Annotated in this window: 22 protein-coding genes and 1 pseudogene; 22 read left to right on the top strand and 1 reads right to left on the bottom strand. The window is 41.6% G+C overall.

Annotation, left to right across the window (positions count from 1 at the left end):
- Positions 1 to 41: 41 nt before the first annotated feature.
- From recJ to HT717_RS06410, 8 genes are all read left to right on the top strand, one after another.
- The gene (gene recJ, locus HT717_RS06375) at positions 42 to 2,264 is read left to right on the top strand and encodes a single-stranded-DNA-specific exonuclease RecJ (RefSeq protein WP_153226046.1); all 2,223 of its coding nucleotides are present in this window, start codon (positions 42 to 44) and stop codon (positions 2,262 to 2,264) included.
- A 173-nt stretch (positions 2,265 to 2,437) separates the two neighbouring features.
- Positions 2,438 to 4,099 carry a ribonuclease J gene (locus tag HT717_RS06380; RefSeq protein ID WP_049550748.1) on the top strand — a complete coding sequence of 554 codons (1,662 nt, stop codon included), beginning with the start codon at positions 2,438 to 2,440 and terminating at the stop codon, positions 4,097 to 4,099.
- A gap of 68 nt (positions 4,100 to 4,167) precedes the next feature.
- The gene (locus tag HT717_RS06385) at positions 4,168 to 4,947 is read left to right on the top strand and encodes an alpha/beta hydrolase family protein (protein ID WP_049550749.1); all 780 of its coding nucleotides are present in this window, start codon (positions 4,168 to 4,170) and stop codon (positions 4,945 to 4,947) included.
- 130 nt (positions 4,948 to 5,077) lie between these two features.
- Positions 5,078 to 6,298: an aminoacyltransferase gene (locus HT717_RS06390; RefSeq protein ID WP_023936589.1), complete on the top strand. Its 1,221-nt coding sequence runs from the start codon at positions 5,078 to 5,080 to the stop codon at positions 6,296 to 6,298.
- 4 nt (positions 6,299 to 6,302) lie between these two features.
- Positions 6,303 to 7,535: a peptidoglycan bridge formation alanyltransferase MurN gene (murN, locus tag HT717_RS06395; protein WP_101781479.1), complete on the top strand. Its 1,233-nt coding sequence runs from the start codon at positions 6,303 to 6,305 to the stop codon at positions 7,533 to 7,535.
- Positions 7,536 to 7,613: 78 nt separating this feature from the next.
- Positions 7,614 to 8,315, top strand: a complete 702-nt coding sequence (locus HT717_RS06400) for a M57 family metalloprotease (protein ID WP_153226045.1) — start codon at positions 7,614 to 7,616, stop codon at positions 8,313 to 8,315.
- Between the two features lie 38 nt (positions 8,316 to 8,353).
- Entirely contained in the window at positions 8,354 to 10,201 is a 1,848-nt protein-coding gene (gene uvrC, locus HT717_RS06405) for an excinuclease ABC subunit UvrC (RefSeq protein ID WP_153226044.1), read from the top strand.
- Positions 10,191 to 11,024: a metallophosphoesterase family protein gene (locus HT717_RS06410; RefSeq protein WP_061088304.1), complete on the top strand. Its 834-nt coding sequence runs from the start codon at positions 10,191 to 10,193 to the stop codon at positions 11,022 to 11,024. Before uvrC ends, HT717_RS06410 begins: the two co-directional genes overlap by 11 nt.
- A gap of 179 nt (positions 11,025 to 11,203) precedes the next feature.
- Here HT717_RS06410 and HT717_RS06415 read toward each other — a convergent pair whose 3' ends face one another.
- The gene (locus HT717_RS06415; protein ID WP_153226043.1) at positions 11,204 to 12,004 is read right to left on the bottom strand and encodes an amino acid ABC transporter substrate-binding protein; all 801 of its coding nucleotides are present in this window, start codon (positions 12,002 to 12,004) and stop codon (positions 11,204 to 11,206) included.
- A gap of 170 nt (positions 12,005 to 12,174) precedes the next feature.
- On the opposite strand from HT717_RS06415, the pseudogene HT717_RS06420 reads away from it, so the two are divergent.
- From HT717_RS06420 to tpiA, 14 genes and pseudogenes are all read left to right on the top strand, one after another.
- Positions 12,175 to 12,734: pseudogene (locus tag HT717_RS06420) on the top strand (nitroreductase family protein).
- Positions 12,735 to 12,746: 12 nt separating this feature from the next.
- Positions 12,747 to 14,147 carry a dipeptidase PepV gene (gene pepV, locus HT717_RS06425; protein WP_153226042.1) on the top strand — a complete coding sequence of 467 codons (1,401 nt, stop codon included), beginning with the start codon at positions 12,747 to 12,749 and terminating at the stop codon, positions 14,145 to 14,147.
- A 53-nt stretch (positions 14,148 to 14,200) separates the two neighbouring features.
- Positions 14,201 to 14,806 carry a uracil-DNA glycosylase family protein gene (locus HT717_RS06430; RefSeq protein ID WP_153226041.1) on the top strand — a complete coding sequence of 202 codons (606 nt, stop codon included), beginning with the start codon at positions 14,201 to 14,203 and terminating at the stop codon, positions 14,804 to 14,806.
- Positions 14,787 to 15,074 carry a rhodanese-like domain-containing protein gene (locus HT717_RS06435; RefSeq protein ID WP_153226040.1) on the top strand — a complete coding sequence of 96 codons (288 nt, stop codon included), beginning with the start codon at positions 14,787 to 14,789 and terminating at the stop codon, positions 15,072 to 15,074. Before HT717_RS06430 ends, HT717_RS06435 begins: the two co-directional genes overlap by 20 nt.
- Before the next feature lie 170 nt (positions 15,075 to 15,244).
- Complete coding sequence (gene brnQ / locus HT717_RS06440; RefSeq protein WP_173304749.1) at positions 15,245 to 16,570, top strand: branched-chain amino acid transport system II carrier protein; 1,326 nt, start codon at positions 15,245 to 15,247, stop codon at positions 16,568 to 16,570.
- Between the two features lie 203 nt (positions 16,571 to 16,773).
- Positions 16,774 to 17,811 carry a M42 family metallopeptidase gene (locus HT717_RS06445; protein WP_049540873.1) on the top strand — a complete coding sequence of 346 codons (1,038 nt, stop codon included), beginning with the start codon at positions 16,774 to 16,776 and terminating at the stop codon, positions 17,809 to 17,811.
- A gap of 1 nt (position 17,812) precedes the next feature.
- Positions 17,813 to 18,274 (top strand): HIT family protein, encoded by a 462-nt coding sequence (locus HT717_RS06450; RefSeq protein WP_049540872.1) that lies wholly within the window; start codon positions 17,813 to 17,815, stop codon positions 18,272 to 18,274.
- Positions 18,275 to 18,284: 10 nt separating this feature from the next.
- Positions 18,285 to 19,001 carry an LD-carboxypeptidase LdcB/DacB gene (gene ldcB, locus HT717_RS06455; RefSeq protein WP_049540870.1) on the top strand — a complete coding sequence of 239 codons (717 nt, stop codon included), beginning with the start codon at positions 18,285 to 18,287 and terminating at the stop codon, positions 18,999 to 19,001.
- A 122-nt stretch (positions 19,002 to 19,123) separates the two neighbouring features.
- Positions 19,124 to 19,549, top strand: a complete 426-nt coding sequence (gene rplK / locus HT717_RS06460) for a 50S ribosomal protein L11 (protein ID WP_001085807.1) — start codon at positions 19,124 to 19,126, stop codon at positions 19,547 to 19,549.
- Positions 19,550 to 19,754: 205 nt separating this feature from the next.
- Positions 19,755 to 20,444 (top strand): 50S ribosomal protein L1, encoded by a 690-nt coding sequence (gene rplA, locus HT717_RS06465; RefSeq protein WP_001085675.1) that lies wholly within the window; start codon positions 19,755 to 19,757, stop codon positions 20,442 to 20,444.
- A gap of 185 nt (positions 20,445 to 20,629) precedes the next feature.
- Positions 20,630 to 21,142 carry an adenine phosphoribosyltransferase gene (locus HT717_RS06470; protein WP_001049318.1) on the top strand — a complete coding sequence of 171 codons (513 nt, stop codon included), beginning with the start codon at positions 20,630 to 20,632 and terminating at the stop codon, positions 21,140 to 21,142.
- 182 nt (positions 21,143 to 21,324) lie between these two features.
- Positions 21,325 to 22,269 carry a homoserine O-succinyltransferase gene (gene metA, locus HT717_RS06475; RefSeq protein ID WP_001122720.1) on the top strand — a complete coding sequence of 315 codons (945 nt, stop codon included), beginning with the start codon at positions 21,325 to 21,327 and terminating at the stop codon, positions 22,267 to 22,269.
- Between the two features lie 8 nt (positions 22,270 to 22,277).
- On the top strand, positions 22,278 to 22,955 hold the full coding sequence (locus HT717_RS06480; RefSeq protein ID WP_049540868.1) for a DnaD domain-containing protein: 678 nt from the start codon (positions 22,278 to 22,280) through the stop codon (positions 22,953 to 22,955).
- A 97-nt stretch (positions 22,956 to 23,052) separates the two neighbouring features.
- Positions 23,053 to 23,811: a triose-phosphate isomerase gene (gene tpiA, locus HT717_RS06485; RefSeq protein WP_049540866.1), complete on the top strand. Its 759-nt coding sequence runs from the start codon at positions 23,053 to 23,055 to the stop codon at positions 23,809 to 23,811.
- Positions 23,812 to 23,848: the final 37 nt, after the last annotated feature.

Below are 23,848 nucleotides of genomic sequence, written 5' to 3' on the forward strand. Positions count from 1 at the left end.
ATAATGAAGCAATAGAATTCTTAGAAAGAGTGGATGTCTTTTTGATAACACCTACTTATGAATGGCAGTTTGCCCCGCAGGTAGAAGATGCGGATTTTACAAAGATAGCCAAGAAGGCTGGACTGGGTCCTGAGGTAGCTCGGTTATTATTTGAGAGAGGGATTCAGGACCAAGAAAGTCTGAAGAAGTTTTTAGAACCCTCCTTGGAGGACTTGCACGACCCTTATCTGCTCCATGATATGGACAAGGCAGTGGAACGGATTCGTCAGGCCATTGAAGAAGGGGAAAATATTCTCATCTATGGAGATTACGATGCGGATGGTATGACTTCGGCTTCGATTGTGAAGGAAAGTTTAGAACAACTTGGTGCCGAGTGCCGTGTTTACTTGCCTAATCGTTTTACTGATGGATATGGTCCCAATGCTAGTGTTTATAAATACTTTATCGAGCAAGAAGAGATTTCCTTGATTGTGACGGTGGATAATGGGGTTGCGGGTCACGAAGCTATTGAATTGGCCCAGTCTATGGGAGTGGATGTCATTGTGACCGACCACCATTCCATGCCAGAAACCTTGCCAGATGCCTATGCCATCGTTCATCCTGAGCATCCAGATGCGGATTATCCTTTCAAATATTTGGCTGGTTGCGGAGTAGCTTTCAAGTTAGCTTGTGCCCTTTTAGAGGAAGTCCAAGTGGAACTGCTTGACTTGGTTGCTATCGGAACCATTGCTGATATGGTAAGTCTAACGGATGAAAATCGTATCTTGGTGCAATATGGTCTGGAAATGTTGGGGCATACTCAGCGCATTGGTCTACAAGAAATGCTAGACATGGCTGGAATTGCTACAAATGAAGTAACAGAAGAAACGGTTGGCTTCCAGATTGCTCCTCGTTTAAATGCCTTGGGGCGCTTGGATGATCCCAATCCAGCTATTGATTTGTTGACTGGGTTTGATGATGAGGAAGCACACGAGATTGCCCTTATGATTCATCAGAAAAACGAAGAGCGTAAAGAAATCGTTCAGTCTATCTATGAAGAAGCTAAGACCATGGTGGAGCCTGAGAAGAAGGTCCAGGTCTTGGCCAAGGAAGGCTGGAATCCTGGGGTTCTGGGTATCGTGGCTGGTCGTTTGTTGGAAGAACTAGGGCAGACAGTCATCGTTCTTAATATAGAGGACGGTCGTGCCAAGGGTAGCGCTCGTAGTGTTGAAGCGGTCGATATTTTTGAAGCCTTGGATCCTTATCGTGACCTCTTCATTGCATTTGGTGGTCATGCTGGCGCAGCAGGAATGACGCTGGAAATTGAGAAACTCTCAGATTTATCTCAGGTTTTAGAAGACTATGTCCGTGAAAAAGGTGCAGATGCTGCTGGCAAGAATAAGTTAAACCTAGATGAAGAGCTGGATTTGGAGACTTTGAGTCTTGAAACAGTCAAGAACTTTGAACGTTTAGCTCCCTTTGGAATGGACAATCAGAAACCTGTCTTTTATATCAAGGATTTTCAGGTTGAAAGTGCTCGTACTATGGGAGCAGGCAATGCCCATCTCAAACTGAAAATCTCTAAGGGTGAAGCCAGTTTTGAAGTGGTGGCATTTGGACAAGGCAGATGGGCAACGGAGTTTGCTCAAACCAAGAATCTAGAGTTAGCAGTCAAATTGTCTGTCAACCAATGGAATGGCCAAACCGCTCTTCAGTTGATGATGGTGGATGCGCGTGTGGAGGGTGTTCAACTCTTTAATATTCGTGGGAAGAATACCACCTTGCCAGAGGGGGTTCCAGTCTTGGATTTTGCTGGAGAAGTGCCAGATTTAGCGACTAGTGAAGCTGTTGTCGTGAAAACTATTCCTGAGGATATTACCCTGCTGAAAACTATTTTTCAGGAACAGAATTTCTCTGCTGTCTATTTCAAAAATGATATTGACAAGGCCTATTATCTGACAGGTTATGGGACTAGAGAACAGTTTGCCAAATTGTACAAGACCATTTATCAGTTTCCAGAGTTTGATATTCGTTATAAGCTGAAAGATTTGGCAGCTTATCTTAATATCCAACAAATCTTGCTGGTCAAGATGATTCAAGTATTTGAAGAACTAGGTTTTGTGACGATCACAGATGGTGTGATGACAGTCAATAAAGAGGCACCAAAGCGAGAGATAGGAGAAAGTCAGATTTACCAAAATCTCAAACAAACCGTTAAAGACCAAGAAATGATGGCACTAGGTACCGTGCAAGAAATTTATGACTTTTTAATGGAAAAAGAGTAGAAGTTAGGAAAGAGTTGGGCAACCAGCTCTTTTTTGAAAACAAATCTTCATTTTGAAAATCATCAAAAAAATGGTATAATGGTAGGAAAAGATTCGGCTAAAAGTAATAGTGCTTTTAGAATAAGAGGGCAAGCAACCCTATAATCAAGATAAACTAAGCTTTCGGAGGAAAAATGAGTAATATCAGTCTAACAACACTTGGTGGTGTACGTGAAAACGGGAAAAATATGTATATCGCTGAAATCGACGGGTCTATTTTCGTTTTGGATGCAGGTCTAAAATACCCTGAAAATGAACAACTAGGGGTGGACGTCGTTATTCCAAATATGGACTACCTTTTTGAAAATAGCGACCGTATCGCAGGTGTCTTCTTGACCCACGGGCATGCGGATGCCATTGGTGCACTGCCTTATCTCTTGGCTGAAGCCAAGGTACCTGTATTTGGGTCTGAGTTGACCATTGAGTTGGCCAAACTCTTTGTTAAAGGAAATGATGCGGTTAAGAAATTCAATGATTTCCATGTTATTGATGAGAATACGGAGATTGATTTTGGAGGGACTGTGGTTTCCTTCTTCCGTACGACCCACTCTATCCCAGAGAGTCTGGGTGTGGTCTTGAAGACGGCTGAGGGCAGCATCGTTTACACAGGGGACTTCAAATTTGACCAGACAGCTAGTGAATCTTATGCGACAGACTTCGCTCGTTTGGCAGAAATCGGTCGTGACGGAGTTCTAGCTCTGCTCAGTGATTCAGCCAATGCAGATAGCAATGTTCAAGTGGCTAGTGAAAGTGAAGTTGGGGATGAAATCACTCAAACCATTGCGGACTGGGAGGGACGTATCATCGTTGCGGCAGTAGCCAGCAACCTCTCTCGTATCCAGCAGGTGTTTGACGCTGCGGATGCAACAGGCCGTCGTGTGGTCTTGACAGGGTTTGATATTGAAAATATCGTCCGCACTGCTATTCGCCTCAAGAAATTATCCCTAGCTAACGAAAGTCTTTTGATTAAGCCAAAAGATATGTCTCGCTTTGAAGATCATGAGTTGATTATCCTTGAGACAGGTCGTATGGGTGAACCTATCAACGGTCTTCGCAAGATGTCGATTGGTCGCCACCGTTATGTGGAAATTAAGGACGGTGACCTAGTCTATATCGTAACGACTCCGTCTATCGCCAAAGAAGCAGTCATGGCACGTGTGGAAAATATGATTTACCAAGCTGGCGGGGTTGTCAAACTGATCACTCAAAGCTTGCGCGTGTCAGGTCACGGAAATGCGCGTGATTTGCAGTTGATGATCAATCTCTTGCAACCTAAGTATCTCTTCCCAATTCAAGGGGAATACCGTGAGTTGGATGCCCATGCTAAGGCTGCTATGGCAGTTGGTATGTTGCCAGAACGCATTTTCATCCCTAAAAAGGGAACCAGCATGGCTTATGAGAATGGGGACTTTGTTCCAGCTGGAGCGGTTTCGGCAGGGGATGTCTTGATTGACGGAAATGCCATCGGTGATGTTGGAAATGTGGTTCTTCGTGACCGTAAGGTCTTGTCAGAGGATGGTATTTTCATCGTAGCAATTACCGTTAATCGTCGTGAGAAAAAAATTGTGGCTAAGGCCCGTGTTCACACGCGTGGATTTGTTTATCTTAAGAAGAGCCGCGATATTCTCCGTGAAAGTTCAGAATTGATTAACCAAACGGTAGAAGACTATCTTCAAGGAGATGACTTTGACTGGGCAGATCTCAAAGGGAAGGTTCGTGATACTCTGACCAAGTACCTCTTTGATCAAACTAAACGTCGTCCAGCCGTTTTACCAGTGGTGATGGAAGCAAAATAATCATTGAAATAAACAGAGGGAAAGTCGAATTTCGGCTTTTTCTTATCGGAAAATAGAAGGAGAAAATCATGGCAGTAATGAAAATCGAGTATTACTCACAGGTATTAGATATGGAGTGGGGGGTGAATGTTCTTTACCCCGATGCCAATCGAGTGGAAGAACCAGATTGCGAAGATATCCCTGTTTTGTATCTTTTACACGGGATGTCTGGCAATCATAACAGTTGGCTCAAGCGAACCAACGTAGAACGCTTGCTTCGAGGAACCAATCTCATCGTTGTCATGCCTAATACCAGCAATGGTTGGTACACAGATACTAAGTATGGTTTTGATTACTACACAGCTCTAGCAGAGGAATTGCCACAGGTTTTGAAACGTTTCTTCCCTAATATGACTAGTAAGCGTGAAAAGACCTTTATTGCTGGTCTTTCTATGGGAGGTTATGGCTGTTTCAAATTGGCTCTTGCAACAAATCGTTTTTCTCATGCAGCTAGTTTTTCAGGTGCTCTTAGCTTTCAAGATTTTTCTCCTGAAAGCCAAAATTTGGGAACACCAGCTTATTGGAGAGGTGTGTTTGGGGAGATTAAAGATTGGACAGCTAGCCCTTATTCTCTTGAAAGTCTGGCTAAAAAATCAGATAAACAGACCAAGCTTTGGGCTTGGTGTGGCGAGCAAGATTTCTTGTACGAAGCCAATAATCTCGCAGTGAAAAATCTCAAAAAACTGGGCTTTGATGTGACCTATAGCCATAGTGCTGGAACTCACGAATGGTACTACTGGGAAAAACAATTGGAACGGTTTTTAGCAACTCTTCCAATCGATTTCACATTAGAAGAGAGATTGAGCTAAGTTTTTATAAATGAACCACTATTTATAGTTATTCTTGGCTTAAAAACAATGATGGAAGTCTATTTTCGCTAGACTTTTTAATCGAAAATAGTAAAATAGTAGAGAGATACTAGTTGAAAGAGAGAAAAATATGTATCGTTATCAGCTTGGGATACCATTATCAGAGTATGATGGTTTTGTAAAAGAACATCCCATGGTTAATCTATTACAAAGCAGTGCTTGGGAAAAAGTGAAATCTGAGTGGAATCATGAGAGACTTGGTGTCTATGAAGAGGGGAAGTTACTGGCTGTGGCTAGTATTCTCATAAAGTCCCTCCCTTTTGGGTATAAAATGTTTTACATCCCAAGAGGACCTATATTGGATTACAGGGATACAGAACTTTTAAAGTTTGTCCTGCAGTCTATTAAGTCTTATGCTCGCAGTAAGAGAGCGGTTTTTGTTACTTTCGATCCAAGCATTTGTCTATCTCAACATTTGGTCAATCAAGATAAAACAGAATATCCTGAAAATCTTGCTATTGTTGATATTTTAGGGCAATTAGGAGTGGAATGGTCTGGGCAGACAATCGAGATGGATGACACCATTCAGCCTCGTATTCAGGCGAAAATATATAAGGAAAATTTTGAAGAAGATAAACTTTCTAAATCAACGAGGCAAGCTATCCGAACAGCACGAAACAAAGGACTTGAGATTCAATATGGTGGACTGGAACTATTAGATTCATTTTCGGAGTTGATGAAAAAAACTGAGAAGCGAAAAGAGATTCATTTAAGAAACGAAGTTTATTATAAGAAATTATTAGATAACTTCAAAGAAGATTCCTATATCACGCTAACAAGTTTGGATGTTTCTAAGCGTTTAAGAGAATTAGAAGAACAATTAGAAAAAAATAGAGTAGTTGCAGAAAAATTTAATGATGCAACCAAACCTTCAAAAGTTCAGGAAAATATAAAAGAAAAAGAACGTTTAGAAGAGGAAATAGATTTCTTGCAGGGATATATGAATATGGGAAAATCAAACATTCCTTTAGCGGCTACTTTGAGTTTGGAATTTGGTACTACCTCTGTCAATCTATATGCTGGTATGGATGATGATTTTAAACGTTACAATGCACCAATTTTAACTTGGTATGAAACGGCTCGCTATGCCTTTGAGCGAGGTATGGTGTGGCAAAATTTAGGTGGTGTTGAAAACTCTCTCAATGGTGGACTTTATCATTTTAAGGAAAAATTTAATCCAACGATTGAAGAATATTTGGGTGAATTTACAATGCCCACTCATCCTCTCTATCCTCTGTTAAGACTTGCTCTTGATTTCCGTAAAACATTAAGAAAAAAACATAGAAAGTAAGTATATGGCACTAACTACACTCACGAAAGAAGAGTTTCGTACTTATTCTGATCAGGTTTCTTCTCGTTCCTTTATGCAATCTGTCCAGATGGGGGACTTATTAGAAAAAAGAGGGGCTCGAATTGTTTACCTTGCTTTGAAACAAGAAGGAGAAATTCAAGTTGCAGCTCTGGTTTATAGCTTGCCCATGCTAGGTGGTCTGCATATGGAGCTCAATTCGGGGCCTATTTATACGAAAAAAGAAGCCCTTCCTATTTTTTATGCGGAGTTAAAAGCATATGCTAAGCAGAATGGTGTATTAGAGTTGCTTGTAAAACCTTATGAAACTTATCAAACTTTTGATAGTGAAGGTAATCCAATAGATGCTGAGAAAAAAAGTATTATTCAAGATTTGACTAATTTAGGTTATCAATTTGATGGATTAACAACAGGTTATCCAGGTGGAGAACCAGATTGGTTATACTATAAAGATTTGACTGAATTAACTGAAAAGAATTTGCTTAAAAGTTTTAGTAAAAAGGGTAAACCCTTGGTGAAAAAGGCTGAAACGTTTGGCATTCGATTGAAAAAGTTAAAACGTGAAGAACTATCGATTTTTAAGAATATAACAAAAGAAACCTCTGAACGTAGAGAATATAGTGATAAAAGTTTAGAATATTATGAGCACTTTTATGATTCATTTGGAGAACAAGCGGAGTTTCTCATAGCAAGCTTAAATTTTTCGGAGTATATGAGCAAATTGCAAGGTGAACAAAGTAAACTAGAAGAAATCTTGGACAAGTTGCGACTTGATTTGAGTAAAAATCCTCATTCTGAGAAAAAACAAAATCAACTGAGAGAATATTCTAGTCAATTTGAAACTTTTGAAGTTCGAAAAGCAGAAGCGAGAGACTTGATTGAAAAATATGGAGAAGAAGATATTGTTTTAGCCGGGAGTTTATTTGTTTATATGCCTCAGGAAACGACTTATCTCTTTAGTGGTTCCTACACTGAATTTAATAAGTTCTATGCCCCTGCGCTACTTCAAAAATATATTATGTTGGAAAGTATAAAACGTGGAATACCTAAATACAACTTCCTAGGGATTCAAGGGATTTTTGATGGTAGTGATGGCGTTTTGCGTTTTAAACAAAATTTTAATGGCTATATTGTACGTAAAGCAGGAACTTTCCGTTATCATCCATCTCCTTTAAAATACAAAGCTATTCAGTTAGTCAAAAAAATATTAGGACGTTAAGATGAACAAGCCAGTATTTAGCTTTCTTTCAGCTTGTTTTAGTAAAATAGTCTTTATTTGCTAGAAAGGTGGAGAGACATGCGCTGGCTTTTTCGTTTGATAGGGGTTTTCTTTTCTTTTGTTTGGCGTTTGTTTTGGCGCTTGGTTTGGATTGTTTTGTTTTTATGCACTCTTGCTTTTGGATTTCTCTGGTATCTGAACGGGGATTTCCAAGGAGCGCTGAAGCAGGCAGAGCGGTCGGTAAAGATTGGTCAACAAAGCATTGACCAATGGGAAAAAACAGGGCAACTGCCTAAGTTAAACCAGACAGATAACCACCAGCATTCTGAAGGAAGGTGGCCGCAAGCCTCTGCTCGTATTTACTTGGATCCCCAGATGGATTCACGCTTCCAAGAGGCTTATATAGAAGCGATTCAGAATTGGAATCAAACTGGTGCTTTTAACTTTGAACTTGTGACTGAGTCCAGCAAGGCGGATATCTTGGCTACTGAGATGAACGACGGAAACACTCCTGTGGCAGGAGAGGCGGAAAGTCAGACTAATCTCTTGACGGGGCAATTCTTGTCTGTAACGGTGCGTCTGAATCATTATTATCTGTCCAATCCTGACTATGGCTATTCCTATGAGCGCATTGTCCATACGGCAGAACATGAGTTAGGCCATGCGATTGGCTTGGATCATACAGATGAGAAGTCTGTGATGCAACCGGCAGGTTCCTTTTATGGTATTCAGGAAGAGGATGTTGCAAACCTTCGAAAAATATATGAGACCAATGAGTAGGGGACTATCTTTCCCTACTTTTTTGCTATAATGGAACTATGAATAACTTGATTAAATCAAAACTAGAGCTCTTGCCGACCAGCCCTGGTTGTTACATTCACAAGGATAAAAACGGCACCATTATCTATGTAGGAAAGGCTAAAAATCTGCGCAATCGCGTGAGATCCTATTTCCGTGGAAGTCACGATACCAAGACAGAGGCTCTGGTGTCTGAAATTGTGGATTTTGAATTTATTGTTACTGAGTCTAATATTGAGGCACTTCTTCTAGAAATCAACCTGATCAAGGAAAATAAGCCTAAATACAATATCATGCTCAAGGATGATAAGTCCTATCCTTTCATCAAAATCACCAATGAGCGCTATCCTCGTTTGATTATCACTCGTCAGGTCAAAAAGGACGGAGGTCTCTACTTTGGCCCTTATCCAGATGTGGGGGCAGCCAATGAAATCAAGAGACTTTTGGATCGAATTTTCCCTTTTCGCAAGTGTACCAATCAACCTTCTAAGGTCTGTTTTTACTACCATATCGGTCAATGTATGGCCCACACCATCTGTAAGAAGGATGAGGCTTATTTCCAGTCCATGGCTCAGGAGGTTTCTGATTTCCTAAAAGGGCAGGATGACAAAATCATCGATGACCTCAAGGGGAAGATGGCAAAGGCAGCTCAAAGTATGGAGTTTGAACGTGCTGCGGAATACCGTGACTTGATTCAGGCCATTGGAACGCTTCGAACCAAGCAACGGGTCATGGCTAAGGATCTCCAAAATCGGGATGTCTTTGGTTACTATGTGGACAAGGGCTGGATGTGTGTTCAGGTTTTCTTTGTTCGTCAAGGCAAGCTGATTGAACGTGATGTCAATCTCTTTCCCTACTACAATGATCCGGACGAGGACTTCTTGACCTATGTAGGACAATTTTATCAAGAAAAATCTCATCTGGTTCCTAATGAGGTGCTGATTCCGCAGGATATTGATGAAGAAGCTGTCAAGGCTTTGGTGGATACCAAGATTCTCAAACCCCAGCGTGGAGAGAAAAAACAACTGGTCAATCTAGCCATAAAAAATGCTCGTGTTAGTCTGGAGCAGAAGTTCAATTTGCTAGAGAAATCTGTCGAAAAGACCCAAGGGGCTATTGAAAATCTAGGACGCTTGCTCCATATTCCGACTCCAGTTCGTATCGAGTCCTTCGATAACTCCAATATCATGGGCACCAGTCCTGTTTCAGCCATGGTGGTCTTTGTCAACGGCAAACCAAGTAAAAAAGATTATCGTAAATACAAAATCAAGACTGTGGTTGGACCGGACGACTATGCGAGTATGCGTGAGGTTATCCGCAGACGCTATGGTCGAGTTCAACGTGAGTCTTTGACTCCGCCAGATTTGATTGTCATTGATGGGGGACAAGGTCAAGTTAATATTGCCAAACAGGTCATCCAAGAAGAACTGGGTTTGGATATTCCAATTGCAGGTCTGCAAAAGAATGATAAGCACCAAACCCATGAATTGCTCTTTGGAGATCCGCTTGAGATGGTGGAGCTGTCTCGCAATTCTCAAGAATTTTTCCTCCTCCAACGCATCCAAGATGAGGTCCACCGCTTTGCCATCACCTTCCACCGCCAATTGCGCTCCAAAAACTCCTTTTCTTCACAACTGGATGGGATTGACGGTCTGGGACCTAAACGCAAGCAGAATCTCATGAAGCATTTCAAGTCTTTGACTAAGATCAAGGAAGCCAGTGTGGATGAAATTGTCGAAGTTGGGGTGCCAAGAGCGGTCGCAGAAGCAGTTCAGAGGAAGTTGAATCCGCAGGAAGAAGTGGAGTTGTCTCAAGTAGCGGAAAAGAGTGTAAATTACCAAACAGAAGGAGACCATTATGAAACATAAAATCGCAATTTTATCAGACATTCATGGCAATGCGACGGCGCTAGAAGCAGTGATTGCAGATGCTAAAAATCAAGGAGTCAGTGAATACTGGCTTCTGGGAGATATTTTTCTTCCTGGTCCAGGCACAAATGATCTGGTCGCTCTGCTGAAGGGACTTCCTATAACGGCAAGTGTTCGAGGTAATTGGGATGATTGTGTCCTTGAGGCCTTGGATGGCGAATATGGTTTGGAACATCCACAAGAAATCCAGCTCATGCGATTGACCCAGTTTTTGATGGAGCGAATGGATCCTGCAACGATTGTCTGGCTACGAAGCTTGCCTTTGCTAGAAAAGAAAGAAGTTGACGGACTGCGCTTTTCTCTCTCTCATAATTTACCTGACAAAAACTATGGGAGTGACTTACTGGTTGATAATGATACGGAGAAATTTGATCAACTCCTAGATGCTGAAACCGACGTGGCAGTCTATGGTCATGTTCACAAGCAGTTGCTTCGTTATGGCAGTCAAGGGCAACAAATCATCAATCCAGGGTCGATTGGCATGCCCTATTTTAATTGGGAGGCGTTAAAAAATCACCGTGCCCAGTATGCCGTGATAGAGATTGAAGATGGGGAATTGGTAAATATCCAATTTCGTAAAGTCGCTTATGCTTATGAAGTGGAGTTAGAATTGGCCAAGTCCCAGGGTCTTCCCTTTATCGAAATGTATGAAGAACTACGTCGTGAAGATAATTATCAGGGGCACAATCTGGAACTATTAGCAAGCTTAATAGAAAAGTATGGGTATGTAGAAGATGTGAAGAATTTTTTTGATTTTTTGTAAGAGTTCCCTAAGATAATCAATGCAAATTAAAAACGATTGGCTGGTCCAATCGCTTTTAGTATATCTTATACTCAATGAAAATCAGAGAGCAAACTAGGAAGCTAGCCGTAGGTTGCTCAAAGCACAGCTTTGAGGTTGCAGATAAAGCTGACGTGGTTTGAAGAGATTTTCGAAGAGTATTATTGTAATTGAGATTGATCTGGAAGGTAAGAACCACCTAGATAAGTATTGCTAAGTTTTTCAAGTGTTCCGTCTTGATAGAGTTCTTTGAGTGCTTTATCAAATTTCTCTTTAAACTCTTTTTGGTCGTTTGAGAAAACGATATAGTTGTTGGGGCTATCGGCAGAAGGTAAATCAACGACTGAGAGGTCTAAGCCACGGTCCTTGATAATCTTTTGAACCGATACCTTGTCAAAAACTAGGAAATCAAATTCACCGTTAGAGAGGTCTAAGATTCGTTTACCGATATCCTCTCCAGAAAAATCGATAGTAGCGGGATTGTCAGTGTGTTTTTGATTCCAGTTATTGATGAATTGAGCGTTTGAAGTTCCGGTATCCTCTTGAGTTGTTTTGCCAGCGATTTGGTCAAGTGAAGTCAGAGGATTTTTCTTGTTACTGACTAAAACGAGGGGGTTGTTCGAAATCGGAAGTGAGTAGAGGTATTTCTCAGCACGTTCTTTTGTATAACTCAAGTTATTGGCTGCAGCCTGATAGTGACCAGAATCAAGTCCTGGGAAGATACTTTCCCAGGCAGTTCTTTGGAATTGAATCTCGTAGTCGCTGAGTTTTTCATCCACTGCCTTTAGAACTTCGATATCGAAGCCTGTCAGATTTCCTTTGTCTTCGTAGTCAAATGGTGGCACATCACCAGCTGTTGCAACGACGATTGTCTTTTGAGAACTAGTCTCTTTAGGTGTAGCTTGATTTCCACAGGCAACCAAAAATGGTAGTATGGCTAGTAATAGGCTAAATTTTTTCATAATGTCTCCATTCAGATGTAAGATATCTGCTAGTTTATCAGAAACTTTCTTGATGAACCAATATATATTTTTTATGCCTGTGATAAAAAAACTTAATCATGGAAAATATCTGCAAGCTCTTTCAAATTATGGTAGAATGGAAGCAGTAGAATTAGAAAAGGAAATCGATTATGAAATTTCTTGAATTAAACAAAAAACGTCATGCGACCAAGCATTTCACTGACAAACCAGTGGATCCCAAAGATGTGCGTACGGCTATCGAAATTGCAACCTTGGCACCAAGCGCCCACAACAGCCAGCCTTGGAAATTTGTGGTGGTTCGTGAGAAAAATGCCGAATTAGCAAAATTGGCTTACGGTTCGAACTTTGAACAGGTATCATCAGCGCCTGTAACCATTGCTCTGTTTACAGATACAGATCTGGCTAAACGTGCTCGTAAGATTGCCCGAGTTGGTGGTGCTAATAACTTTTCTGAAGAGCAACTACAATACTTCATGAAAAATTTGCCTGCTGAATTTGCCCGTTACAATGAACAACAGGTTAGTGACTACCTAGCCCTCAATGCAGGTTTGGTTGCTATGAACTTGGTTTTGACAAATCAAAAGTCAACGAAGTTTTGGAAATCGAAGACCGTTTCCGTCCAGAACTCTTGATTACAGTGGGATACACAGACGAAAAATTGGAACCAAGCTACCGCTTGCCAGTAGATGAAATCATCGAGAAAAGATAGAAAGAAGAAAAAATGACAGCAATTGATTTTACAGCAGAAGTAGAAAAACGCAAAGAAGACCTTTTGGCTGACTTGTTTAGCCTTTTGGAAATCAACTCAGAACGTGATGATAGCAAGGTTGATGCTGAGCATCCATTTGGACCTGGGCCGGTAAAAGCCTTGGAAAAATTCCTTGAAATCGCTGACCGTGATGGCTATCCAACTAAGAATGTCGATAACTACGCAGGACATTTCGAGTTTGGTGATGGAGAAGAAGTCCTCGGAATCTTTGCCCACATGGACGTGGTTCCAGCTGGTAGCGGTTGGGACACAGATCCTTACACCCCAACTATCAAAGACGGTCGCCTTTATGCGCGTGGGGCTTCGGACGACAAGGGGCCTACAACAGCTTGTTACTATGGTTTGAAAATCATCAAAGAATTGGGCCTTCCAACTTCTAAGAAGGTTCGTTTCATCGTCGGAACAGACGAAGAATCAGGCTGGGCAGACATGGACTACTACTTTGAACATGTAGGACTTGCGAAACCAGACTTCGGTTTCTCTCCAGACGCTGAATTCCCTATCATCAATGGTGAAAAAGGCAATATCACGGAATACCTCCACTTTGCAGGAGAAAATGCAGGTGCGGCTCGTCTTCACAGCTTCACAGGTGGTTTACGTGAAAACATGGTACCTGAATCAGCAACAGCTGTTGTTTCAGGAGATTTGGCTGATTTGAAAGCTAAACTAGATACTTTTGTTGTAGAACACAAACTTAGAGGAGAACTCCAAGAAGAAAACGGTCAATACAAGGTGACGATTATTGGTAAATCAGCCCATGGTGCTATGCCTGCTTCAGGTGTCAATGGTGCGACTTACCTAGCCCTCTTCCTTAGCCAGTTTGACTTTGCTGGTCCAGCCAAAGACTACCTTGACATCGCTGGTAAAATTCTCTTGAACGACCATGAGGGTGAAAATCTCAAGATTGCTCATGTGGATGAAAAGATGGGTGCCCTTTCTATGAATGCGGGTGTCTTCCGCTTCAATGAAACAAGTGCTGACAATACGATTGCCCTTAATATCCGCTATCCAAAAGGAACAAGTCCAGAGCAGATCAAGTCAATCCTTGAAAACTTGCCAGTTGCTTCTGTTAGCCTTTCTGAACACGGTCACACGCCTCACTATGTGCCAATGGAAGATCCACTTGTGCAAACTTTGTTGAATGTCTATGAAAAACAAACAGGACTACAAGGTCATGAACAAGTCATCGGTGGTGGTACCTTCGGTCGCTTGCTTGAGCGTGGGGTTGCCTACGGTGCTATGTTCCCAGACTCTATTGATACCATGCACCAGGCCAATGAATTTATCGCCTTGGACGATCTCTTCCGAGCAGCAGCAATCTATGCCGAAGCTATTTACGAATTGATCAAATAAAGCCTTAGAAGTCTGAGATGTAATGCTTGGACTTCTTTTTGGAGGGAAAACAGATGTCTCAAATCGAAAGAATTAAGCAGGCTATCATGGCGGATCCGCAGAATGCTAGCTATACAGAACGCGGTATTGAGCCTCTCTTTGCGGCGCCAAAAACTGCTCGTATCAATATCATTGGTCAGGCACCGGGACTTAAAACTCAAGAAGCAGGTCTTTACTGGAAAGATAAGAGTGGTGACCGCTTGCGGGAGTGGCTAGGTGTGGATGAAGATACCTTTTACAATTCAGGTTATTTTGCTGTTTTGCCTATGGATTTCTACTTTCCAGGGCATGGTAAGTCAGGTGACCTGCCACCGAGAACTGGATTTGCCGAAAAATGGCATCCACAGCTCTTGCAAGAATTACCAGATATCCAGTTGACCCTCTTGATTGGGCAATATGCCCAAGCCTACTATTTACAGGAGAAAGTCAGTGGCAAGGTAACAGAGAGAGTTCGACGCTATCAGGATTATCTGCCAGACTATTTTCCTCTAGTTCACCCCTCACCGCGAAACCAAATCTGGATGGCTAAAAATCCTTGGTTTAAGGCAGAAGTGGTGCCAGATTTGAAAAAAAGAATTAAAGCTATTTTAGGAGAAAAGAATGAAAGAAATTACCTTTGACACATTTTACCAGCTTTATCAAAACGACCAACTTTCTCTAGTGGACGTGAGAGAAGTAGAAGAGTTCGAGACGCTTCATTTAGAAGGTGCCCACAACCTACCGCTTAGTCAATTGGCTGATACCTTTGATCAGTTGGACAAGGACCAGTTGCATTATGTTATTTGCAAATCTGGAATGAGATCGGCGCGTGCTTGTCAATTCCTAGCTGAACAAGGTTATGAGGTTATCAATGTTCAGGGTGGCATGTTAGCCTTTGAAGAACTTTAAACAGTAGATTTTCTCCTACTCGGTATGGACTGGGTAGGAGAGTTTTATTTTTAGACAATTCTCATTTTTGTGAATCTTGAAAACATTCAATATTTACTTCGTGAAGCTTTTTTCATACTCCTATTCATGATATACTAGGTCAGTATTTTATAAATATGAAGGAGATTTACATGGCTAAAAAAGGTGCCCTAACAGGTTTACTCCTGTTTGGAATATTTTTTGGTGCGGGGAACTTGATTTTTCCGCCTTCTCTGGGTGCTCTATCTGGAGAACATTTTCTTCCTGCTATCGCAGGTTTTGTCTTTTCAGGCGTCGGTATCGCCGTCTTGACCCTTATTATTGGAACGCTAAATCCTAAAGGATATATCTACGAGATTTCAACGAAGATAGCGCCTTGGTTTGCGACTCTTTACCTATCAGTTCTTTACTTGTCAATCGGTCCATTCTTTGCTATCCCACGTACTGCTACAACAGCTTACGAAGTAGGGATCAGCCCCCTTTTATCGGATGCAAATAAAGGACTTGGCTTGATTGTCTTTACCCTTCTTTATTTTGTGGCAGCGTATCTGATTTCGCTTAATCCATCAAAAATCTTAGACCGTATCGGCCGTATTTTAACGCCAGTCTTTGCAATCTTGATTGTTATCTTGGTTGTTTTAGGAGCTATCAAATACGGTGGAACAAGTCCTCAAGCTGCTTCAGCTGCTTATCAAGCTTCTGCCTTTGGTACAGGTTTCCTAGAAGGTTATAATACCTTGGATGCCCTTGCTTCGGTTGCCTTCAGTGTAATCGCAGTTCAAACCTTGAAACAACTTGGATTTTCAAGTAAGAAAGAATACATTTCAACTATTTGGGTTGTTGGTATCGTTGTAGCCCTTGCTTTCAGCGCTCTTTACATCGGTTTAGGTTTCCTTGGAAATCATTTCCCAGTACCAGCTGAAGCGATGAAGGGTGGAACACCAGGTGTTTACATCTTGTCACAAGCAACTCAAGAAATCTTTGGTTCAACAGCTCAAATCTTCCTTGCAGCTATGGTTACTGTAACCTGCTTCACAACAACAGTTGGTCTAATTGTGTCAACAGCGGAGTTCTTTAACGGACGTTTCCCACAAATCAGCTACAAGATTTATGCAACAGTCTTTACCTTGATTGGATTTGCCATTGCAAATCTTGGTTTGAGTGCAATTATCAAGTACTCAATTCCAGTACTAGTTATCTTGTATCCAATCACGATTGCCATCGTCATGATTGTCATTGTCAACAAATTCGTGTCTCTTTCAAAACCAGGCATGCAGTTGACAATTGCTGTTGTTACAGCCATTGCCATTGCAAATGTATTAGGAAGCTCATTTAAGGTTGATTTTCTTGCAAATCTTGTCAGCGCTCTTCCTTTTGCCAAGGCGTCACTCCCATGGTTGGTACCAGCCATTGTCGGAATCTTGCTCTCATTGGTTCTACCAAACAAGCAAGAAAGTGATGTTTTTGAAATGGAATAATCACTAATACTCTTCGAAAATCAAATTCAAACCGCGTCAACGTCGCCTTGTCGTACTCAAGTACAGCCCGCGGCTAGTTTCCTAGTTTGCTCTTTGATTTTCATTGAGTATAAAATCACTTTTGTAGCCAAGTCTACAGGGGTGATTTTCTTTTTTTATCCGATGATAAATGTGTTATAATAGGTAGCAAAAGAGGTGAAGAAATGAATCAAACAGTAGAATATATGAAAGAACTGACAGCCATCGCATCGCCAACGGGCTTCACTCGTGAGATTTCAGACTATTTAGTCAAGACACTAGAAGCTTTTGGTTACCAGCCAGTTCGTACAGCCAAGGGCGGTGTCAATGTGACTATCAAAGGTCAAAATGATGAGCAACAACGCTATGTGACTGCCCATGTAGATACGCTGGGGGCTATTGTCCGTGCTGTAAAACCAGATGGCCGTCTCAAAATGGACCGTATCGGTGGTTTTCCTTGGAACATGATTGAAGGAGAAAACTGTACCGTTCATGTAGCTAGCACAGGTCAAAAGGTATCAGGAACCATCCTTATCCACCAAACTTCTTGCCATGTCTACAAGGATGCAGGAACTGCAGAACGCACGCAGGACAATATGGAAGTGCGTTTGGATGCAAAAGTAACTAATGAAAAAGAAACTCGTGTCTTGGGAATTGAAGTCGGTGATTTTATCAGCTTTGACCCACGAACTGTCGTGACAGAGACAGGCTTTATCAAATCTCGTCATTTGGACGATAAGGTCAGTGCAGCGATTTTGCTTAACCTGCTTCGTGTTTATAAGGAAGAGAAGGTTGAATTACCCGTAACAACCCATTTTGCTTTTTCAGTTTTTGAAGAAGTAGGTCACGGTGCCAACTCTAATATTCCTGCCCAGGTAGTAGAATATCTGGCTGTGGATATGGGAGCTATGGGCGATGATCAGCAGACAGACGAGTACACAGTGTCTATCTGTGTCAAGGATGCTTCAGGTCCTTATCACTATGACTTCCGTCAACACTTGGTGGCTTTGGCGAAAGAGCAGGATATTCCATTTAAATTGGATATCTATCCATTTTATGGATCGGACGCTTCAGCAGCCATGTCTGCAGGGGCAGAGGTCAAACACGCCCTTCTTGGTGCTGGTATCGAGTCTAGCCACTCTTATGAGCGCACTCATATTGACTCGGTGGTTGCAACGGAGCGTATGGTTGATGCCTATCTTAAGAGCGCATTGGTAGACTAATATGTGCCTGATTTGCCAGAGAATTGAGCTGATCAAGGCTGGGGAAAATCCTTACTTTGTAAGAGAGTTGGAAACAGGCTATTTTGTGGTTGGAGACCACCAGTATTTTGCAGGATATAGTCTTTTTCTATCCAAAGAACATGTCACCGAATTGCACCATTTAGAAAAGGAAACGAAACTCCGTTTTCTAGAAGAAATGAGTGTGGTCCAAGAGGCAGTTGCCAAGTCTTTTGCTGCTGAGAAAATGAATATCGAACTGCTAGGAAATGGTGATGCCCATCTTCATTGGCATCTGTTTCCTAGACGAACAGGTGATATGAATGGTCACGGACTCAAGGGGCGTGGGCCAGTTTGGTGGGTTCCTTTTGAAGAAATGACAGCAGAAACCTGCCAAGCAAAACCGGATGAGATTAAAAGATTAGTCGAACGTTTATCATCAGAAGTAGATAAACTATTAGAATAAAGGAGTAGAAATGAAGAAAAGATACCTTATCTTGACAGCCTTGCTAGCCTTGAGTCTAGCAGCTTGTTCACAAGAAAAAACAAAAAATGAAGATGGCGCAGCTAAGACAGAACAAACAGCTAAAGCTGATGGAACAGCCGGCAGTAAATCTCAAGGAGCTGCTCAGAAAAAAGCAGAAGTGGTTAATAAAGGAGACTACTATAGCATACAAGGGAAATACGATGAAATCATCGTAGCCAATAAACACTACCCATTGTCTAAAGACTATAATCCAGGGGAAAATCCAGCAGCCAAGGCTGAGTTGGTCAAACTCATAAAAGCTATGCAAGAGGCAGGTTTCCCAATCAGCGATCATTACAGTGGCTTTAGAAGTTATGAAACTCAGACCAAGCTCTATCAAGATTATGTCAATCAAGATGGGAAAGAAGCTGCCGACCGTTATTCTGCTCGTCCTGGCTATAGCGAACACCAGACAGGCTTAGCCTTTGATGTGATTGGGACAAATGGTGATTTGGTGACAGAAGAGAAGGCGGCACAATGGCTCTTGGACCATGCTGCTGATTATGGCTTTGTTGTCCGTTATCTCAAAGGTAAGGAAAAGGAAACAGGCTATATGGCTGAGGAATGGCACCTTCGTTATGTCGGAAAAGAAGCTAAAGAAATTGCTGAGACTGGTCTCAGCTTGGAAGAATACTATGGCTTTGAAGGCGGAGATTACGTCGATTAAAAAATAAACTTTTCTCTTGCAATTCCAGATAAATAGTGTATAATAGATGGGTATGTGAAAAGCATACTTGTGGGAGGTAAAAATCTCTAATTACCGCCAAAACCACAAAGGAGGATTTAAAAATGGCTAAAAAAGTCGAAAAACTTGTAAAATTGCAAATCCCTGCTGGTAAAGCTACACCAGCTCCACCAGTTGGACCTGCTCTTGGTCAAGCTGGTATCAACATCATGGGATTCACAAAAGAGTTCAACGCTCGTACAGCTGACCAAGCTGGTATGATCATTCCAGTTGTTATCTCAGTTTACGAAGATAAATCATTTACTTTCATCACTAAAACACCACCAGCCGCTGTTCTTTTGAAAAAAGCTGCAGGTGTTGAAAAAGGATCAGGTACACCTAACAAAACTAAAGTTGCTACAGTTACTCGTGCGCAAGTACAAGAAATTGCAGAAACTAAGATGCCAGATTTGAACGCAGCAAACGTAGAGTCTGCAATGCGTATGATCGAAGGTACTGCTCGTTCTATGGGATTCACTGTTGTTGACTAATCAATAACACAGTAGAAAATCTCACAGCAGTCTATTAGTTACTTTCATACTAGGCAAGTGACTGAAGCTTGTACTTGGGTACAGCAAGGGAACTTAAGGCCGTAGGAAAAGAATCTAATAGACTGAAAACCCGCAAGACTTCATCATTTCGAGAAGTGACGTGGGAGATGAAAATCGATTGAACCACTTACAAGGAGAATAGAAAATGGCTAAAAAAAGCAAACAACTTCGTGCTGCTCTTGAGAAAATCGACAGCACAAAAGCATACAGCGTAGAAGAAGCTGTAGCACTTGCAAAAGAAACTAACTTTGCAAAATTTGACGCAACTGTAGAAGTTGCTTACAACTTGAACATCGACGTTAAAAAAGCTGACCAACAAATCCGTGGAGCAATGGTATTGCCAAACGGTACTGGTAAAACTTCACGCGTTCTTGTTTTTGCACGTGGTGCAAAAGCTGAAGAAGCAAAAGCTGCTGGTGCAGACTTTGTTGGTGAAGATGACCTTGTTGCTAAAATCAACGACGGTTGGTTGGACTTCGACGTAGTTATCGCTACGCCTGACATGATGGCTCTTGTTGGACGTCTTGGACGTGTCCTTGGACCACGTAACTTGATGCCAAACCCTAAAACTGGTACTGTAACAATGGATGTTGCTAAAGCAGTTGAAGAGTCTAAAGGTGGTAAAATCACTTACCGTGCTGACCGTGCAGGTAACGTTCAAGCAATCATCGGTAAAGTATCATTTGAAGCTGAAAAATTGGTTGAAAACTTTAAAGCTTTCAACGAAACAATCCAAAAAGCAAAACCAGCTACAGCTAAAGGAACTTACGTAACAAACTTGACTATCACAACTACTCAAGGTGTTGGTATCAAAGTTGACGTAAACTCACTTTAATCAGTAGTATATAAACAAAGGCGAGTACGAAAGTGCTCGTTTTTGTGTGTGAGTTATAGTTTAGATAAAAATAGTTATCTTAATTTAGCTCATAGAGTGAGTAGCAAATGAAATACTGTTTCCTCTTCTTCTTTCACAGAAAATATGGTATAATAGAGAGTAAAAACTTTGAAAGAAAGAAAAAGATGAATTTAAAAGATTATATTGCCACAATTGAAAATTATCCAAAGGAAGGCATCACCTTCCGTGATATCAGTCCTTTGATGGCTGATGGAAATGCTTATAGCTACGCTGTTCGTGAAATCGTTCAGTACGCTACTGACAAGAAAATCGACATGATTGTAGGTCCTGAAGCTCGTGGATTTATCGTGGGTTGTCCAGTTGCTTTTGAGTTGGGAATTGGTTTTGCCCCTGTTCGTAAGCCGGGTAAATTACCACGTGAAGTCATTTCTGCTGACTATGAAAAAGAGTACGGTGTTGATACCTTGACTATGCACGCGGATGCCATTAAGCCAGGTCAACGTGTTCTTATCGTAGACGACCTCTTGGCGACAGGTGGAACTGTTAAGGCGACCATCGAGATGATTGAAAAACTTGGCGGTGTTGTGGCAGGTTGTGCCTTCCTTGTTGAATTGGATGAATTGAACGGCCGTGAAAAAATCGGTGACTACGATTACAAAGTTCTCATGCATTATTAATGAAAAACAGTCCCTAGGGCTGTTTTCTCTACATTAGGATATAAAAATAGACTATAGCTAGTTAGAGAAAAACTATAATTGAAAACTATATCTTCTTGCAGTATAATAAAAGGACTAAGTGTTTGAGTTTTGACTTCAAACACATGCAATTATTCCTGAAAGAGTACAGTTAGGAGAGGGTTATGCCGATTCGAATTGATAAAAAATTGCCAGCTGTTGAGATTTTACGGACAGAGAATATCTTTGTCATGGATGATCAACGTGCTGCCCACCAAGATATCCGTCCCTTGAAGATTTTAATCTTAAATCTCATGCCACAAAAAATGGTCACAGAGACTCAATTGTTGCGCCATTTGGCCAATACACCCCTGCAACTGGATATTGATTTCCTCTATATGGAAAGCCACCGTTCTAAAACAACTCGCTCAGAGCACATGGAGACTTTCTATAAAACTTTTCCTGAAGTCAAGGATGAGTATTTTGACGGGATGATTATCACAGGGGCTCCAGTTGAGCATTTACCATTTGAGGAAGTGGACTATTGGGAGGAATTCAGTCAGGTGCTTGAGTGGTCCAAGACCCATGTCTATTCGACCCTTCATATCTGTTGGGGGGCTCAGGCTGGGCTTTATCTGCGTTATGGGGTTGAAAAATACCAGATGGACAGTAAGTTATCGGGTATCTATCCTCAGGACACCTTAAAGGAAGGTCATCTTCTCTTTAGGGGCTTTGACGATAGTTACGTATCTCCTCATTCTCGGCATACGGAGATTTCTAAGGAAGAGATCTTAAACAAAACCAATCTCGAGATTTTATCAGAAGGACCTCAGGTTGGGGTTTCGATTTTGGCCAGTCGTGATTTACGTGAAATTTATAGTTTTGGGCATTTGGAATATGACCGTGATACCTTAGCAAAAGAGTATTTCCGAGATCGTGATGCAGGTTTGGATCCTCATATTCCAGAAAATTACTTTAAGGATAATGATGTCAACCAGACACCTTGTCTTTGTTGGTCTTCATCAGCAGCCCTATTTTTCAGTAACTGGGTAAACTATGCTGTCTATCAGGAGACGCCTTTTGACTGGAGAAAGATAGAAGATGATGCATCTGCATATGGGTATTTATAAGAGGAATTATGACATATTTAGACGCTTTTAAATCAGGGAACTTGGTTTTACCGAGTGCCCTGCTCTTGCATTTTAAGGAACTCTTTCCTTCCAGCGACGATTTTCTGGTCTGGCAATTTTTCTATTTGCAAAATACGACAGGTTTGGAAGAAATGTCGCCAAGTCAGATTGCTGAAAGGATTGGTAAGGAAATTTCGGATGTCAACCAATCCATTTCCAACTTGACAGAGAGGGGACTTATCCAATATCGTACTATCGAATTAAATGGCGAAATTGAATTGCTCTTTGATGCTAGTCTAGCCTTGGAACGTTTGGATGACTTGCTTGGAGCTAGCTCTTCGAGTTCAGACCAGTTGACCCCTCAAAATCAACTCAAGGATTTGGTGGAAACCTTCCAGCAGGAGCTGGGACGCTTGTTGACGCCTTTTGAAATCGAGGATTTGACTAAGACCCTTAAGGAAGATGGAACCAGTGCTGACTTGATTAAGGAAGCTCTTCGTGAAGCTGTTTTGAATGGCAAACCAAACTGGAAGTACATTCAGGCGATTTTGAGAAACTGGCGCCATGAAGGCATCAAAAGTGTGGCTCAAATCGAGGCTAAACGGGCAGAGAGAGAAGCAAGCAATCCTCAGTTGACACAGGTATCGGCAGATTTCATAAATGCTATGGACCTCTGGAAGGATTAATCCATGTCAGTAGGCTTGAAATTTGAGTAAGATTTGCAAGCTGTGTCTAATTGTGATAAAATAAATAGAAAATAAATTGAAAAAAGAGGTATGTGAAATGTCACGTAAACCATTTATCGCTGGTAACTGGAAAATGAACAAAAATCCAGAAGAAGCTAAAGCATTCGTTGAAGCAGTTGCATCAAAACTTCCTTCATCAGATCTTGTTGAAGCAGGTATAGCAGCTCCAGCTCTTGATTTGACAACTGTTCTTGCTGCTGCTAAAGGTTCAAACCTTAAAGTTGCTGCTCAAAACTGCTACTTTGAAAATGCAGGTGCTTTCACTGGTGAAACAAGCCCACAAGTTTTGAAAGAAATCGGTACTGACTACGTTGTTATCGGTCACTCAGAACGCCGTGACTACTTCCATGAAACTGACGAAGATATCAACAAAAAAGCAAAAGCAATCTTTGCAAACGGTATGCTTCCAATCATCTGTTGTGGTGAGTCACTTGAAACTTACGAAGCTGGTAAAGCTGCTGAATTCGTAGGTGCTCAAGTATCTGCTGCATTGGCTGGATTGACGGCTGACCAAGTTGCTGCATCAGTTATCGCTTACGAGCCAATCTGGGCTATCGGTACTGGTAAATCAGCTTCACAAGACGACGCACAAAAAATGTGTAAAGTTGTTCGTGACGTTGTAGCTGCTGACTTTGGTCAAGAAGTTGCAGACAAAGTTCGTGTTCAATACGGTGGTTCTGTTAAACCTGAGAACGTTGCTTCATACATGGCTTGTCCGGACGTTGACGGTGCCCTTGTTGGTGGTGCGTCACTTGAGGCTGAAAGCTTCTTGGCTTTGCTTGACTTTGTAAAATAATTAGTAAGTAGCAAAAGCTAGGTGGAACAGCATTGAG

The sequence above is a fragment of the Streptococcus sp. 959 genome (assembly GCF_013277075.1).
In the GTDB taxonomy this organism is placed as follows: domain Bacteria; phylum Bacillota; class Bacilli; order Lactobacillales; family Streptococcaceae; genus Streptococcus; species Streptococcus pseudopneumoniae_C.

Bases quoted from the DNA above. Each gene is read 5' to 3' on its own strand.
- HT717_RS06380 (WP_049550748.1), top strand. From the start codon at position 2,438: ATGAGTAATATCAGTCTAACAACACTTGGTGGTGTACGTGAAAACGGG.
- HT717_RS06385 (WP_049550749.1), top strand. From the start codon at position 4,168: ATGGCAGTAATGAAAATCGAGTATTACTCACAGGTATTAGATATGGAG.
- HT717_RS06390 (WP_023936589.1), top strand. From the start codon at position 5,078: ATGTATCGTTATCAGCTTGGGATACCATTATCAGAGTATGATGGTTTT.
- murN (WP_101781479.1), top strand. From the start codon at position 6,303: ATGGCACTAACTACACTCACGAAAGAAGAGTTTCGTACTTATTCTGAT.
- HT717_RS06400 (WP_153226045.1), top strand. From the start codon at position 7,614: ATGCGCTGGCTTTTTCGTTTGATAGGGGTTTTCTTTTCTTTTGTTTGG.
- uvrC (WP_153226044.1), top strand. From the start codon at position 8,354: ATGAATAACTTGATTAAATCAAAACTAGAGCTCTTGCCGACCAGCCCT.
- HT717_RS06410 (WP_061088304.1), top strand. From the start codon at position 10,191: ATGAAACATAAAATCGCAATTTTATCAGACATTCATGGCAATGCGACG.
- HT717_RS06415 (WP_153226043.1), bottom strand. From the start codon at position 12,004: ATGAAAAAATTTAGCCTATTACTAGCCATACTACCATTTTTGGTTGCC.
- pepV (WP_153226042.1), top strand. From the start codon at position 12,747: ATGACAGCAATTGATTTTACAGCAGAAGTAGAAAAACGCAAAGAAGAC.
- HT717_RS06430 (WP_153226041.1), top strand. From the start codon at position 14,201: ATGTCTCAAATCGAAAGAATTAAGCAGGCTATCATGGCGGATCCGCAG.
- HT717_RS06435 (WP_153226040.1), top strand. From the start codon at position 14,787: ATGAAAGAAATTACCTTTGACACATTTTACCAGCTTTATCAAAACGAC.
- brnQ (WP_173304749.1), top strand. From the start codon at position 15,245: ATGGCTAAAAAAGGTGCCCTAACAGGTTTACTCCTGTTTGGAATATTT.
- HT717_RS06445 (WP_049540873.1), top strand. From the start codon at position 16,774: ATGAATCAAACAGTAGAATATATGAAAGAACTGACAGCCATCGCATCG.
- HT717_RS06450 (WP_049540872.1), top strand. From the start codon at position 17,813: ATGTGCCTGATTTGCCAGAGAATTGAGCTGATCAAGGCTGGGGAAAAT.
- ldcB (WP_049540870.1), top strand. From the start codon at position 18,285: ATGAAGAAAAGATACCTTATCTTGACAGCCTTGCTAGCCTTGAGTCTA.
- rplK (WP_001085807.1), top strand. From the start codon at position 19,124: ATGGCTAAAAAAGTCGAAAAACTTGTAAAATTGCAAATCCCTGCTGGT.
- rplA (WP_001085675.1), top strand. From the start codon at position 19,755: ATGGCTAAAAAAAGCAAACAACTTCGTGCTGCTCTTGAGAAAATCGAC.
- HT717_RS06470 (WP_001049318.1), top strand. From the start codon at position 20,630: ATGAATTTAAAAGATTATATTGCCACAATTGAAAATTATCCAAAGGAA.
- metA (WP_001122720.1), top strand. From the start codon at position 21,325: ATGCCGATTCGAATTGATAAAAAATTGCCAGCTGTTGAGATTTTACGG.
- HT717_RS06480 (WP_049540868.1), top strand. From the start codon at position 22,278: ATGACATATTTAGACGCTTTTAAATCAGGGAACTTGGTTTTACCGAGT.
- tpiA (WP_049540866.1), top strand. From the start codon at position 23,053: ATGTCACGTAAACCATTTATCGCTGGTAACTGGAAAATGAACAAAAAT.